16 protein-coding genes are annotated in these 14,501 nt (G+C 37.8%); 7 read left to right on the top strand and 9 right to left on the bottom strand.

All coding sequences use genetic code 11. The features are described 5' to 3' along the window. Window positions 1-58 precede the first annotated feature (58 nt). Genes sucD through HCN54_RS06345 form a run of 8 tightly spaced genes read right to left on the bottom strand, consistent with a single transcriptional unit; the run spans window position 59 to window position 7,418 of the window. Window positions 59-931: a succinate--CoA ligase subunit alpha gene (sucD, locus tag HCN54_RS06380; protein WP_167597027.1), complete on the bottom strand. Its 873-nt coding sequence runs from the start codon at window positions 929-931 to the stop codon at window positions 59-61. A 60-nt stretch (window positions 932-991) separates the two neighbouring features. Then, window positions 992-1,405, bottom strand: coding sequence for a nuclear transport factor 2 family protein (locus tag HCN54_RS06375; protein ID WP_072982139.1), 414 nt, complete (start codon window positions 1,403-1,405; stop codon window positions 992-994). 1 nt (window position 1,406) lies between these two features. Further along, window positions 1,407-2,339: a UDP-3-O-(3-hydroxymyristoyl)glucosamine N-acyltransferase gene (locus HCN54_RS06370; protein ID WP_167597026.1), complete on the bottom strand. Its 933-nt coding sequence runs from the start codon at window positions 2,337-2,339 to the stop codon at window positions 1,407-1,409. Between the two features lie 4 nt (window positions 2,340-2,343). Further along, on the bottom strand, window positions 2,344-2,910 hold the full coding sequence (efp, locus tag HCN54_RS06365) for an elongation factor P (protein ID WP_072982142.1): 567 nt from the start codon (window positions 2,908-2,910) through the stop codon (window positions 2,344-2,346). Between the two features lie 35 nt (window positions 2,911-2,945). Further along, a complete protein-coding gene (gene lpxA / locus HCN54_RS06360) occupies window positions 2,946-3,731 on the bottom strand; it encodes an acyl-ACP--UDP-N-acetylglucosamine O-acyltransferase (protein WP_072982143.1) in 786 nt (261 codons plus the stop codon). 4 nt (window positions 3,732-3,735) lie between these two features. After that, window positions 3,736-5,145: a bifunctional UDP-3-O-[3-hydroxymyristoyl] N-acetylglucosamine deacetylase/3-hydroxyacyl-ACP dehydratase gene (locus HCN54_RS06355; RefSeq protein WP_072982145.1), complete on the bottom strand. Its 1,410-nt coding sequence runs from the start codon at window positions 5,143-5,145 to the stop codon at window positions 3,736-3,738. Continuing rightward, complete coding sequence (gene lpxD, locus HCN54_RS06350) at window positions 5,135-6,163, bottom strand: UDP-3-O-(3-hydroxymyristoyl)glucosamine N-acyltransferase (protein WP_072982147.1); 1,029 nt, start codon at window positions 6,161-6,163, stop codon at window positions 5,135-5,137. The genes HCN54_RS06355 and lpxD overlap by 11 nt, the downstream gene beginning before the upstream one ends. A 25-nt stretch (window positions 6,164-6,188) precedes the next feature. After that, on the bottom strand, window positions 6,189-7,418 hold the full coding sequence (locus HCN54_RS06345) for an HD domain-containing protein (RefSeq protein ID WP_167597025.1): 1,230 nt from the start codon (window positions 7,416-7,418) through the stop codon (window positions 6,189-6,191). Window positions 7,419-7,499: 81 nt separating this feature from the next. Between HCN54_RS06345 and HCN54_RS06340 the strand changes: the two genes are divergently transcribed. The 6 genes from HCN54_RS06340 to HCN54_RS06315 all read left to right on the top strand — a co-directional run bounded on the left by HCN54_RS06340 (window position 7,500) and on the right by HCN54_RS06315 (window position 12,079). Beyond that, window positions 7,500-9,053, top strand: coding sequence for a PglZ domain-containing protein (locus HCN54_RS06340; protein ID WP_072982151.1), 1,554 nt, complete (start codon window positions 7,500-7,502; stop codon window positions 9,051-9,053). Between the two features lie 15 nt (window positions 9,054-9,068). Next, window positions 9,069-9,476 carry a tRNA (adenosine(37)-N6)-threonylcarbamoyltransferase complex ATPase subunit type 1 TsaE gene (tsaE, locus tag HCN54_RS06335; protein ID WP_167597024.1) on the top strand — a complete coding sequence of 136 codons (408 nt, stop codon included), beginning with the start codon at window positions 9,069-9,071 and terminating at the stop codon, window positions 9,474-9,476. A gap of 256 nt (window positions 9,477-9,732) precedes the next feature. Further along, window positions 9,733-9,870 carry a hypothetical protein gene (locus HCN54_RS06330; RefSeq protein ID WP_164916921.1) on the top strand — a complete coding sequence of 46 codons (138 nt, stop codon included), beginning with the start codon at window positions 9,733-9,735 and terminating at the stop codon, window positions 9,868-9,870. After that, the gene (locus tag HCN54_RS06325; protein WP_167597023.1) at window positions 9,833-10,402 is read left to right on the top strand and encodes a hypothetical protein; all 570 of its coding nucleotides are present in this window, start codon (window positions 9,833-9,835) and stop codon (window positions 10,400-10,402) included. Before HCN54_RS06330 ends, HCN54_RS06325 begins: the two co-directional genes overlap by 38 nt. Window positions 10,403-10,483: 81 nt before the next feature. Further along, a complete protein-coding gene (locus HCN54_RS06320; RefSeq protein ID WP_167597022.1) occupies window positions 10,484-11,680 on the top strand; it encodes an alanine dehydrogenase in 1,197 nt (398 codons plus the stop codon). Between the two features lie 15 nt (window positions 11,681-11,695). Then, a complete protein-coding gene (locus HCN54_RS06315; protein ID WP_072982158.1) occupies window positions 11,696-12,079 on the top strand; it encodes a DUF4258 domain-containing protein in 384 nt (127 codons plus the stop codon). 59 nt (window positions 12,080-12,138) lie between these two features. Here HCN54_RS06315 and HCN54_RS06310 read toward each other — a convergent pair whose 3' ends face one another. Continuing rightward, window positions 12,139-13,314 (bottom strand): proline dehydrogenase family protein, encoded by a 1,176-nt coding sequence (locus tag HCN54_RS06310; protein ID WP_167597021.1) that lies wholly within the window; start codon window positions 13,312-13,314, stop codon window positions 12,139-12,141. An 87-nt stretch (window positions 13,315-13,401) separates the two neighbouring features. Here HCN54_RS06310 and aroB point away from each other — a divergent pair, with 87 nt between their 5' ends. Next, complete coding sequence (aroB, locus tag HCN54_RS06305) at window positions 13,402-14,481, top strand: 3-dehydroquinate synthase (protein ID WP_167597020.1); 1,080 nt, start codon at window positions 13,402-13,404, stop codon at window positions 14,479-14,481. Window positions 14,482-14,501: the final 20 nt, after the last annotated feature.

Below are 14,501 nucleotides of genomic sequence, written 5' to 3'. Positions count from 1 at the left end.
ACACGCATAAAAAAACCGACACATTACGTGTCGGTTTTGATTTTTTCAGAGGCTGAAATTAACCAATAAGTTCAGCAACTTTTTTGCCTATTTCAGCTGGAGAATCCACAACGTGTACTCCGTTTTCTCTTAAAATTTTCTTTTTATCTGCAGCAGATTCTCCTTCTCCAGAAACAATAGCACCAGCGTGACCCATTGTTCTTCCGGCTGGAGCAGTTTCACCAGCGATAAAACCAATAACCGGCTTTTTGGTTCCACTTGCTTTGATCCATTTTGCGGCGTCTGCTTCTAACTGACCTCCAATCTCACCGATCATCACAACAGCTTCAGTCTCCGGATCGTTGATCAATAATTCTACAGCTTCTTTAGTAGTGGTACCAATGATAGGATCTCCCCCAATTCCAATTGCAGTAGTGATCCCTAAACCTTGTTTTACAACTTGGTCAGCGGCTTCATAAGTAAGTGTTCCTGATTTAGAAACGATACCCACTTTTCCTTTCTTAAACACAAAACCAGGCATAATACCTACTTTGGCTTCTCCGGGAGTGATCACACCAGGACAGTTAGGACCAATTAAACGGCAGTCTTTATCTTTGATATAATCAGCAGCTTTAATCATATCTGCTACCGGAATACCTTCAGTAATCGCAATAATCACTTTAATTCCTGCATCAGCAGACTCCATTATCGCATCAGCAGCAAATGCCGGCGGTACAAAGATGATTGAAACATCAGCCCCGGTTTCTTTTACTGCATCTTCAACAGTGTTGAATACCGGTTTGTCTAAATGGGTTTGACCACCTTTACCCGGTGTCACACCACCAACAACGTTGGTCCCGTAATCAATCATTTGACCGGCGTGAAAGGTACCTTCACTTCCGGTAAAACCTTGTACAATTATTTTGGAATCTTTATTTACTAAAACGCTCATGAGTTGTTTGAATTTTGTAGTAACAAAAATAATTTTTTAAAGCTGAATGCTAAAGGAATTTTAAGACTTTATGCGGATGTGCGCATCATTATTTTGCGGGTCATCATCACTAGGTTGACTAATTTGATACCCTCTGTAAAGGAGACCGTCTTTAAGTTCCCAAATCGCCATAAAGTGAATAATACCCACCTCTTCTTCAGGGTTTTCAACCGTCTGAATATAATACGTTAAACGTGCGCTCACCTTATCACCTTCTGAAATAAGATGACTTATAGATGACCTTAAAGAAATGAACGATTTCCCCATTTCTGAAGACATATCAGCAATATCGCTGTACGTCATTTTTGAAAATCCGGTAGATGCATTCCAATACAGCTCTGCATCCTGATGTAAGAACTTTTTTAGAACAGTGGAATCATTGAAAAAATCGGATTCATATAAACCTCTTACAAGGTCTTTTGCTGATTGACTCATTTTATTTTTTTATTTGTTCTAAAATATAAGGAATTTGCCTAATTGAAGCCAATTCTCTAAACTTCTTCTTGCTATCTTCGGCAGGAGTGCCTAAGTAGGATTTACCTCCTTCTAAAGTACGCCCTACTCCGCTCTGCGCAAAGATCACAGCTTTTTCCTTAATGGTAATTCCGCTGGCGATACCTACTTGTCCCCAAATCACCACGTCATCTTCAATGACCACGCAGCCTGCAATTCCGCTCTGAGCGGCAATAAGTACACGCTTTCCTATCTGAGTATCGTGACCTACGTGAACCTGATTGTCAAATTTAGATCCTTGACCAATTGTAGTATCGCCGGTCACACCCTTATCTATTGTACATAGCGCTCCAAGATCTACGTGATCTTCAATGACCACTCTTCCGCCGGAAAGTAATTTGTCAAAACCGGTTTCACGCTTCTTATAATAAAACGCATCTGCTCCTAGAACAGTTCCAGAATGAATAGTAACACCATCACCAATAATCGCATTATCGTAAATCGTAACATTGGCGTGAATTAAACAATCACGACCGATTTTTACATTGTGACCTATAAAACAGTTAGGCTGAATGATCGTTCCTTCGCCAATCGTTGCGGTAGTCGCAATACTCGAAGTAGCTTTTTCAAAAGGTTTAAAGAACTTGGTAAGCTTATTAAAATCGCTAAAGGGATCTTCCGAAATCAATAATGCTTTACCTTCTGGGCAAGCTACTCTTTTGTTTATTAAAACAACTGTTGCCGCAGAAGCTAAAGCCTTATCATAATATTTGGGATGGTCAACAAAAACAATATCTCCGGGTTCTACGACATGAATCTCATTCATTCCCAGAACCGGAAAATCAGCAGCTCCTATATATTCTACTCCAAGAATGGTAGCGATCTGCTCTAAGCTATGTTTTTGAGGAAATTTCAACTAGTTATTCTTTTATACGCTCTTTGTAAGTACCTTTTTCGGTCTCTACTTTTATTTTGTCCCCTTCATTTATAAACAAAGGAACATTTACTTCAGCACCGGTTTCTACAGTAGCAGGTTTGGTGGCGTTAGTGGCGGTATTTCCTTTTACACCAGGCTCAGTTGCGGTAACTTCGAGAATCACGTGAGCCGGCATATCTACAGAAAGCGGCATACCGTCTTCAGTATTGATCGCAATAGAAACAACTTCACCTTCTTTTAAAAGTCCGGGTTGATCTAGCGCAGACTCCAAAAGTCTGATTTGCGTATAATCATCAGTGTTCATAAAGTGGTACCATTCCCCATCATTATATAAAAACTGATACCCTTTAGTTTCTACACGTACTTCTTCAATTTTATGCCCTGCCGAAAATGTATTATCTAAAACTTTTCCGTTAGTAACACTTTTTAATTTTGTTCTTACAAACGCTGGTCCTTTACCAGGTTTTACGTGTAAAAATTCAACAATCTTATAAATGTCGTGGTTGTAATGAATACACATTCCATTACGAATATCTGATGTAGTTGCCATATTTCTAAATTAATCTAAGCTGTTATAATCTATTATTAGTTTGCTGTAAAATAGCCTTTCATAATTCCGCGTTGCGAATTACGAATAAACTGAAGAATTTCATCACGCTCCGGAGTCGCCTCCATCTCGGCTTCAATAATGTTTACAGCTTGGGTGTTGTTGTAATTCTTTTGGTACAGAATACGGTAAATATCCTGTATTTCTCTGATTTTCTCTGTGGTAAAGCCTCTTCGGCGTAGCCCAATAGAATTGATTCCCACATAAGAAAGCGGTTCACGACCGGCTTTAACGTAAGGAGGTACATCTTTACGAACTAAAGACCCACCGGTTACAAAGGCGTGACTTCCTATAGTACAAAATTGCTGCACGGCTGCCATTCCTGCTAATACCACATGGTCACCCACTACAATATGTCCTGCCAGTGTACTGTTGTTAGAAAAAATACAGTGATCGCCCACAATACAATCGTGCGCAATATGGCTGTATGCCATAATCCAACAATCGTGACCTATCTGAGTTTTCATTTTGTCTGTGGTACCTCTATTGATCGTAACACATTCTCTAATAGTTGTGTTATCGCCAATAATAGTTACCGTATCCTCATCATCAAACTTTTTATCTTGTGGAATTGCTGAAATAACAGCGCCGGGAAAAATATTTACATTTTTACCGATGCGTGCACCTTCCATTATGGTAACGTTAGATCCTATCCAACTTCCTTCTCCTATGACCACATTATTATTGATCGTAGTGAAAGGTTCAATCACCACATTTTTGGCAATTTTGGCACCCGGATGTACGTATGCTAAGGGTTGATTCATAAATCTAGTCTTTCTTTACTTTTACAATTTGAGCCATAAGCTCAGCTTCAGATACCAATTTGCCGTTTACATATGCACTTCCTTGCATATGGCAAATTCCTCTGCGAATAGGTGATAACAGATCTAATTTAAAGATAAGTGTATCCCCCGGAAGCACTTGCTGCTTAAAGCGCACATTATCTATTTTCATAAAATAGGTAAGGTAATTCTCAGGATCAGGAACCGTACTTAACACTAAAATCCCACCTGTTTGCGCCATTGCTTCTACCTGAAGAACACCCGGCATCACAGGAGCTCCCGGAAAATGCCCTACAAAGAAGGGCTCATTCATGGTTACGTTTTTAAGTCCCACTACACCGGTATCTGTAATTTCCAGAATTTTATCTACTAAAAGAAATGGTGGTCTGTGCGGAAGCATCGCCATAATTTGATGAATGTCTTTAACCGGTGGTTTTGACAAATCAAAATTAGGTACATTATTACGCTTTTCAAGCTTAATGATTTTCTTCAGCTTTTTTGCAAACTGTGTGTTTACAAAATGTCCCGGTTTATTGGCGATCACTTTTCCTTTGATAGGCATCCCTACCAAAGCTAGATCTCCAATAACATCAAGTAACTTGTGACGCGCAGCCTCATTAGGATGATGCAGCGTTAGGTTATCTAATATTCCATTAGATTTAACCGAAATATTATCTTTATTAAATGCTTTTCTCAACTTCTCCATAGTTTCCGGAGAAAGTTCTTTATCCACATAAACTATTGCATTATTGAGATCACCGCCTTTTATGAGTCCGTGTTCAAGAAGCATTTCTATTTCGTGAAGAAAGCTAAACGTTCTAGAGTCCGAAATTTCATCTTTAAATTCAGAAATACTTTTGATACTTGCATTCTGAGTGCCTAAAATTTTAGTACCAAAGTCTACCATAGTAGTAAGTTGATATTCATCGGCTGGCATAAGCATAATTTCGCTGCCAGATTTGTCATCAACATAGCTAATCACTTCAGTCACCACGTATTCCTCGCGGCTAGCCTCTTGCTCCTGAATGCCTACTTTCTCAATAGCTTCAACAAAAAACTTTGAAGAACCATCCATAATAGGTGGTTCTGAAGCATTCAATTCTATACAAATATTGTCTATTCCTAATCCAACGCAAGCAGCAAGCACATGCTCACTCGTTTGAATGTGTACTCCCATTTTTTCGAGGTTGGTTCCCCTTTGGGTATTCACAACATAATCTGCATTTGCCTCTATAATAGGCTGTCCTTCAAGGTCAACACGCTTAAAAAACATACCGGTGTTTTCATCGGCTGGCTTAAACGTTAGCGTAACATTTTTACCTGTATGTAAACCAACGCCGGTTAAGGAAACCTCACCGGCGATTGTTTTTTGCTTTCCTTCAGCTTTACTTATCATTGGATTTTTGTTTTTCCAAATTATTTAATTGTTCTGCCAGACTTGGCAAATTTTTAAAGTGTACGTAAGATTTATTAAAATCATTATAGGATAGCGCCGGCGAACCTTGCACCGCTTCATCATTCTTAATATTTCTTGTGATTCCAGATTGTGCTTGAATACGCACGCGATCACCAATAGTAAGATGTCCCACGATACCTACTTGCCCTCCTATCATACAGTTCTTACCTATTTTAGTAGAACCTGCGATACCTGTTTGTGCGGCAATAGCGGTATGCTCTCCAATCTCTACGTTGTGTGCAATCTGAATTTGATTATCTAGTTTCACACCTTTACGTATAATCGTAGAACCCAAAGTAGCTCTATCTATCGTAGTTCCTGCACCGATATCTACATTATCTTCTATAATAACATTACCGGTTTGCGGAATTCTAGAATACTCTCCATTTTCATCAGGAGCAAAACCAAAACCATCTGCGCCAATAATTGCCCCACTATGCACATAAACTGTTTCGCCTAAAACACAATCAGAGTAAATTTTAGCTCCCTGAAAGATCACGCAGTTATCCCCTATTTTACAATTGTCGCCAATGTAAACATTAGGATAGATTTTGACATTGTTGCCTATGCTTACATTATTACCTAAATAGGCAAAGGCACCCAAATAAATATCATCACCGTAAGAAGCACTTTCTGATATGTAGACGGGTTGTTCTATTCCTGACTTACTAAGTTTTACCTGATTGTAATATTCCAAAAGTTTTGAAAACGATTTATAGGCATCATCTACTCTTATAAGCGTAACGTCAAGATCGTGCTCAGGCTTAAAATTTTTGTCAACTATAGCAATTGAAGCTTTAGTCTTATATATATATGGAGTGTATTTAGGATTCGCCAAAAAGGTGAGCGAGCCCGTGGTTCCATCTTCTATTTTTGAAAGTTTAGAAACTTCTGCTTCGGGATTCCCGTCCACAGAGCCTTCTAAAATTCCAGCAATTTGTTCAGCTGTAAATTTCATCATCGCAAAAATAGAAAAAAAGGGTTTAATTTAAGTGTTTGGGATAGCAGATATAGTTTTTTGTGATCACCTTTGACAAGGCCTTTAAACTCAATTGATCACTAGCAGAAATCACATCAATGACTTTTCCTTTTTTTGTAAGAATATTAATCGCTTCCTTTTTTAAGGTGTAAGCTTGATTTGTAAGTGTACCGGTGAATACAAAATAATCTACTTCTTCATCAGAGATATTATAGTGGGCTTTAACCCGGCTCCTTTCCGTCTGAATAAAATCGGTTTTAAAGGGTTTCTTCTTAATCTTAATACGTGGTAATTTTCGATCAATAATTGTTTTACAAAGTGTACGCAAAACAAAATCGTCTTCCTCACACCACGCCTTCATTGCTGAAATTATATCGTAATCATCTAATTTTGAAAAAACTTCAAGCGCCTCTTGATCAAAGATTCCTTCTGCATTTTTCTTTTTCAGAAAGTACCCAAGCGCAGTACTCGCAGGAAGCTTATAACCTGCTTCGGTAAGCGCTTTTGCACGCTTTAAAACTTTTACAAGAACTTGCTCAGCGACCAAACTGGTCTTGTGCAAATACACTTGCCAGTACATCAGGCGACGTGCTACCAAAAATTTTTCGATGGTATAAATCCCCTTTTCCTCTACCATCAATTCATCATCCTTTACATTCAACATCGCGAGAATACGATCTGTATTGATGTTGCCTTCTGCCATTCCTGTATAAAAACTATCTCTTTTAAGATAATCTGTACGATCCATATCTAATTGCCCCGAAACTAATTGATGCAAAAACGGACGGTGGTAGGTTCCCTTAAAAATTTTAAGAGCCAGGGTTAAACTTCCGTTAAACTCCGAATTGAGACACTCAATAAATTGAAGCGAAATCTGCTCGTGATGAACCCCTTCTGCAATACTATTTTCCATCGCGTGAGAAAAAGGCCCATGACCTATGTCGTGCAATAATATAGCAACTAGCGTAGCCTCCTTTTCTTCCGCAGAGATCTCAACGCCCTTTTGCTCAAGCTTTTCCATAGCTTTTTGCATAATATGCACACAACCTATCGCGTGATGAAAACGGGTATGATGCGCCCCGGGATATACTAAATAAGACAGACCCATTTGAGAAATACGGCGCAAGCGCTGAAAGTATTTATGCTCAATTAAGTTAAAGATGAGCCCGTTGGGTATGGTAATAAAGCCATAAATAGGGTCGTTAATTATCGTAAGTTTGTTAGGAGTTTTCAAAAAGAAAGGCTTTAAAATTTTAAATAACGCGTTGTGCGCAACAGGTGATTTTTAGAATCACCTTATACAAAGATACTATATATGAGTACGATTAAAATACTATGGGTAGATGATGAAATTGATTTATTAAAACCCCACATCTTATTTTTAGAAAAGAAGAATTATGAGGTAACCACGTGTCAGAGTGGTACCGAAGCTATTGAACTTGTTGAAGAGCAAAACTTTGATGTGGTTTTTCTCGATGAAAATATGCCCGGCCTTACCGGTCTTGAAACTTTGAGCGAAATCAAAGCGAAACGAGATACGCTGCCGGTCATTATGATCACTAAAAGTGAAGAGGAATACATAATGGAAGAGGCCATTGGCTCTAAAATCGCCGATTACCTTATAAAACCTGTGAATCCCAATCAGATCTTGTTGAGTCTGAAAAAGAACCTAGATACAAGCCGACTAGTTTCAGAAAAAACAACGCTCAATTACCAGCAAGAATTTAGAAAAATTGCAATGGATATGGCGCAGGTAAATTCTTATGAAGAATGGGTTGAACTCTATCAAAAGTTGATTTATTGGGAGCTTGAATTAGAGAATATTGAGGATCAGAGTATGCAAGAAATTCTGGAGTCTCAAAAAACCGAAGCAAATAGTCAGTTTTTCAAATTTATTGAGCGTAACTATAAAGACTGGTTTAGCGATGAGGATCGCCCTACGATGTCACATACATTATTTAAAGACAAAATTGTCCCTCAGATCAAAAAAGACGATGCGCCGGTTATGCTTATTGTGATAGATAACTTAAGATACGATCAGTGGAAATCTTTTGAACCTATAATAAGTAACTATTACAAAAAAGAAAGCGAAAGCGCTTATTACAGCATTCTACCCACCGCTACACAATATGCGCGAAATGCGATTTTCTCTGGCTTGATGCCAAGTGAGATGGAAAAACAACATCCTGATCTTTGGTTAAACGATACGGATGATGGCGGAAAGAATTTAAATGAAGACAAGTTTCTAGAAGCACAACTGAAGCGTTTAGGGCTAAGTAACCTGAATTGGGAATATCATAAGATCACCAATCTTAAAAGCGGAAAAAAACTAGTAGAAAATTTCAATTCGCTCAAAAAAAATGATCTTACCGTACTCGTGTACAATTTTGTTGATATGCTCAGCCATTCTAAAACGGAAATGGAAGTTATAAAGGAGTTAGCAAGTAACGATAAATCATATCGCTCCCTTACCGAAAGTTGGTTCAAGAATTCTCCACTTTTAGAGATGATTCAGAAATCACAACAACTCGGGTTTAAGATCATTCTTACCACAGACCACGGAACCATAAATGTGAAAAATCCGTCTAAAGTAATTGGTGATAAGAATACCAGTTTAAATTTAAGATATAAGACAGGGCGTAGTTTGACGTATGAGCAAAAGGATGTGTTAGAAGCTAAAGAACCAAAATCAATTCATTTGCCTACCATAAATATGAGTAGCTCGTTTATTTTTGCCAAGGGAGATCTCTTTTTTGCTTATCCTAATAATTACAATCATTATGTGAGCTATTTCAGAAACACCTATCAACACGGTGGTGTTTCACTTGAGGAGGTGATCATTCCGTTTATTGTATTAAACCCAAGATAATATCGCTGTCTTTATATGGAATATACCTATGCATTAGATCAGATTGACGAAGTAGCTGAAGCCTTAATCAAGAATTTAAAATTTTCAACAATTCTATTCTATGGAGATTTAGGCGCAGGTAAAACAACTTTAATTAAAGCTTTGGTTAAAAGGTTGGGCTCAGCAGATAATGTTTCGAGCCCAACTTTTTCATTGATTAATGAGTATAAAACAGATGCAGGCGCATCCATTTTTCATCTGGATTTATACAGGCTAAAAGATGAAAATGAAGCTTACGATTTAGGAATTGAAGAACTTTTAGAAACTGACAGTTTAAAATTAATTGAGTGGCCTCAAAAAATTAACAGTTTACTTGATGATGAAGTTCATTCAGCGAGAATTTTTTCGACAAAAGATAATGTAAGAATACTTGAATTTTTATAACTTTGTTAAAAGTATGTTAAAGCAAAAATTGTACTGTGAAGATTTTTCTTACAAGTTAAAAATCACGAAAAAGTTATAGTCAAAATTTGTACGAGTAAAAGAATTATTCCTAAATTGGCATTATAATTATAATCGATAAAATGTGTTAATGCCATTTTTTGTGAGGCAAATATAGAAGAATTATAAAATGCAGTAGGGTGTAAAAAGTTGTTCATCTTTGAACCAACAAATCATTAACACTCAAACACATTTTATTATGAAACTTAAAGCATTACTCCTAGGCCTTTTAATTGCAGGTGCAACAGCAGTTACTTACACAGCACAAGATACTAACGCAGATTATGCAGCGAAAAAAGTTGACCCAACTAAGATCAGAGTCCCTTCTAACGGGTAGTATATTAGCAGCTTTTATTGCTGGTACGCCATACTTTTTTTACTTATATGAAGGTTTTCCAGATGTCAAAATCTGGGAAACCTCTTTTTTTGGTTTTGACTTACGATACGAAAGTGGATTTTATCAAAGTGTTAACGTGGCCGGATGGTTATTTTTTAGCAAATTAATCCCGCTCCTACTGTTATTGATTTGGTTTTTCACTTGTAAGCATTGGTGGTATCACTCCTTAATTATCCCTATTTGTATGTATATTTTTCAAATATACAGTTTGTTTAATGAGGATATTTTCTATAAAGATAGTGTCGAAATTTATTATCTAGCTCCCTTAATACTTTTTGCATTCATTTTCCTTTATACAGTACGTATGAAAATTTTCGATCGTATTCATAATATCGATTTGTCTGAGCTTGAAAGAGTCTCTTTTAAAGGAAAAATTAGAGATGAAGATGAACTGACAAATCAATATCCTTCATTTTCCAAAGAGGACGAGCAAGAAGACGACGATGATGATGAACCTTTATTTATGGGATAGTCATAAGAATTCTACTTCAATCTCTTTTTTTCCCTAAATAATAATGTTTAATTTGAGGTTTATTTTTAACTAAATCATCAAATGATTCAAAATAGCCCTTTTACCCGAGAACAGCTGATTCCGCAAGAAGAAAAGCTTGAGATTGAGCAGCAGAAAGGTTCGCTATTTATAGGTATCCCAAAAGAAAATCACTTTCAAGAAAAACGCGTTTGCCTTACTCCTGATGCAGTGGGAGCCCTAGTTGCACACGGGCATCGTGTGCTCATCGAATCACAGGCAGGTGAAGATGCTCGTTTTACAGATCACGATTATTCTGAAAATGGTGCAGAAATCACTTCTGATCGGGCCAAAGTTTTTGGCTGCCCGATGGTATTAAAAGTAGAGCCGCCTTCTCTTGAAGAGCTTGAGATGGTGAATCCGCAAACGGTGATCATTTCTGCACTGCAGCTCAAAACCCAGAAAAAAGAATACTTTAAAATTCTAGCTACAAAACGCATTACAGCACTTGCTTTTGAATTTATTAAAGATGCTGATGGCACCTACCCTGCCGTTAGAGCGTTAAGTGAAATTGCCGGTACCGCATCTGTACTTATCGCTTCAGAATTGATGTCACGGCAAGATGGTGGTAACGGATTGATGTTTGGCAATATTAGCGGAGTTCCCCCTGTGGAAGTTGTGATCATTGGTGCGGGCACAGTAGGTGAATTTGCAACACGCTCTGCATTGGGTCTTGGTGCTAATGTCAAAGTTTTTGACAATTCCCTCACTAAACTGCGTTGTCTTCAGGTAAGCGTAGGCCAACCTTTGTATACGTCTACCATTCAGCCAAAAAATTTACTTAAGGCTTTGCGCCGTTGTGATGTAGCCATCGGAGCCGTGAGAGGTAAAGATAGGTCTCCTGTAATCGTTACTGAGACAATGCTAGAATATATGAAACCGGGATCGATCATCATCGATGTTAGTATTGATATGGGCGGTTGCTTTGAAACTTCAGAAGTTACCTCTCATGATAAGCCTACCTTTGTCAAACACGATGTGGTGCATTATTGTGTGCCTAATATTCCTTCTCGTTACGCGAGAACTTCCTCACTATCAATTAGTAATATTTTTACGCCGTATCTTTTAGAAATTGGTGAACACGGCGGACTAGAAAATAGTCTGCGTATCAATAAAGGTTTAAAAAACGGATTGTATTTTTACCGCGGAATTCTAACCAGCAAGTCTGTTGCAGATTGGTTTGATCTTCCATTCAGAGATATCAATCTCTTATTTTTTTAGATCTAAATACAACACATGAAAATTTTATACCGATTAGGTTTCTATCTTGGTGGTTTCGCTATTGGCCTTATTCTTTTGGCTTTTTTTGTAAAAGGTAGCGGGGTTGAATTACCCTCTTGCGATTATATGCCTAATGCACGCGTACTCAAAACCATTCGGAATAATGGTTACACACTCTCTGAGCAAGCCGAAAAACAATTACAAGAATTAAAGCTTGACACTTCAGATTTAAACACTGTTTTCCTAGAAGGGGAAGTTGATTTTGATAAAAGCGATACCCGAAAAGAACCGTGTGGATTTTATATGATTCATTCACAAGAAACGATGCCTACTCCTATTACTACAACACTTGAACTTTGCGACGAAACTTTTGAAGTTTTGAGTGTGATTAAGCATTAAATTCAACCTGCTTTATAATTAAAAAGGCTTACCAGAGTGGTAAGCCTTTTTAATTCCGTCTAATTTAGTTTGCGACGTCTGCGTTCTTCCTGAATTAACGAAAGCTCTCGATTGGTTTGACCCGCAACCGAAGTATTTTCTTCAGCTCTTCTTATCAAGTAGGGCATCACATCTTTAACAGGCCCAAAAGGAACGTATTTGGTAACGTTATACCCTTCCTTTGCCAGGTTATAGCTAATGTGATCGCTCATACCATATAATTGACCAAACCATACACGACCATCATCTGGAGCAATTTCTTTCTGAGCCATAATTTCGATGGCCAGATAATTACTTTCTTCATTATGCGTCCCAATGAAAGCCCAAATATCCTCAAGGTTGTCAAAGATGTAAACTAACATCGCATTAAAATGCGCATCAGTTTCAGGCTTGTCTTTACAAATTGGAGAATCGTACCCTTTTTCTTCTGCTCGAGCACGCTCCTTTTCCATATACGCGCCACGCACGATTTTTATCCCTAAATGATATCCTTTTTCAATTCCGTCTTGATGCAGATCCTTTAAATAAGCTAAACGATCCCAGCGATAACATTGCAAGGTTGTAAAAACAATGGGTTTCTCTTGATTATAAGTTTGCATCATCTCAAGTACAAGATCATCTACAGCACCTTGCATCCAACTTTCTTCGGCATCAATGAGCAATTTTATATCACAAGCTTTTGCTTTTTTACATACTTTATGAAAACGCTCCTGAATACGCTTCCATTCTTGATGTTCTTTATCTGAAAGTGTTTCATTTTCGGTAACCTTGCGCCAAACTTCAAAACGGCCAAAACCGGTAGGTTTAAAAACAGAAAAAGGCATCCCGGGTCGGTCTTTAGCAAAATCAATAAGACTCATCACGCGTTCTAGAGCAGAATCAAATAAACTTTCGGTCTCCTTCCCTTCTACCGAAAAATCTAAAACAGAATGTACATTTTTACTGTACATCGCATCAATGGTAGAAACACAATCTTTCTCACTTACCCCACCGCAAAAATGATCAAAAACGGTAGCGCGTACCAAACCTTCTACCGGAAGGCTAGCATTTAATGCAAAACGTGTAACCGCCGTGCCTATTTTTACCAAAGGCTGCAAGGAAATCATCTTAAACAAGAAGTAAGCTCGCTCGAGCTCACTATCTGATTTTAAAGAAAATGCAGTCTTTGTATCATCAAATATTTTTTGTTCTAACATATTCTAAAATTAGGCGTCAAATATAGCCAAATCGCAAAGGGATTGTTATAAAAAGATATTAATTTCACAACCTCAAAAAACTTTAACATGGAAGCAATTCAAGCTAAAGATTATCAGGTTGTTTTTGGCGAAAACGGCTACTCAAATCTTAATGCTATTTTAAAGGAAAAAAATTACAGCATCCTGTTTGTGCTTGTAGACAGTAATACACACGAGCATTGTTTGGCGCCTTTTCTTCAGAATATAGTCACTCAAACGACTATTGAAATTATAGAGATTGATCCTGGCGAAGAGTTTAAAAATCTTGAAACGTGTGAAGGAGTATGGAATGTGCTTTCAGAGCTCAATGCTGATCGCAACAGTGCTTTGATCAATCTTGGTGGTGGTGTCGTAACTGATCTTGGCGGTTTTGTAGCTTGTTGTTTTAAACGCGGTATTGATTTCATCAATATTCCTACTACCTTACTAGCAATGGTTGATGCTTCTGTTGGGGGAAAAACCGGTGTAGATCTCGGACCGTTAAAAAATCAAATTGGGATCATTAGTAATCCTGAGCTGGTTTTGGTTGACACTCATTTCTTAGGAACGCTTTCGGTTGAAGAATTGCGTAGCGGTTATGCCGAAATGCTTAAACATGGCCTCATCAGTTCTGAAGCGTATTGGAATACGGTAAAGCAAGCAAAATATACAGATTTTGAAAGTCTGGCTGAATTGATCAGACAATCTATTGCTATAAAAAACGAAGTGGTTTTAGAAGATCCCTTCGAAAAGAATAGAAGAAAAAGTCTCAATTATGGGCATACGCTAGGTCACGCCATCGAATCCTATTTTATGGAAAGCGATCAAAAAGAACGCTTGCTGCACGGTGAAGCCATCGCAATTGGTATGATCTTGGCCAATTATTTGTCTAGTGAATTGTGCAGTCTGCCTAAATCAGAGTGTGATGTAATTTCACAAGCGATCTTAGCCTTCTACCCTAGCGTTGAATTTACAGAAAAAGATATTGAGAGTATCATCACTTTACTCAAGTACGATAAGAAAAACAGCCACGGAAAGGTGCTCTTTGTTTTGCTTAACCGTATAGGCGAAGTTGTTCTCAATCAAGAAGCTTCAAACGAATTGATTTACAATGCTTTTGAGTATTACAAAAAATTAAAAAAGAATTAAGTGAATAGTGTTGCACAACC

The organism is Leeuwenhoekiella sp. ZYFB001 (assembly GCF_011784865.1).
GTDB classification, from domain to species: Bacteria; Bacteroidota; Bacteroidia; order Flavobacteriales; family Flavobacteriaceae; genus Leeuwenhoekiella; species Leeuwenhoekiella palythoae.
This window is presented reverse-complemented; position numbering and strand designations above follow the sequence as displayed.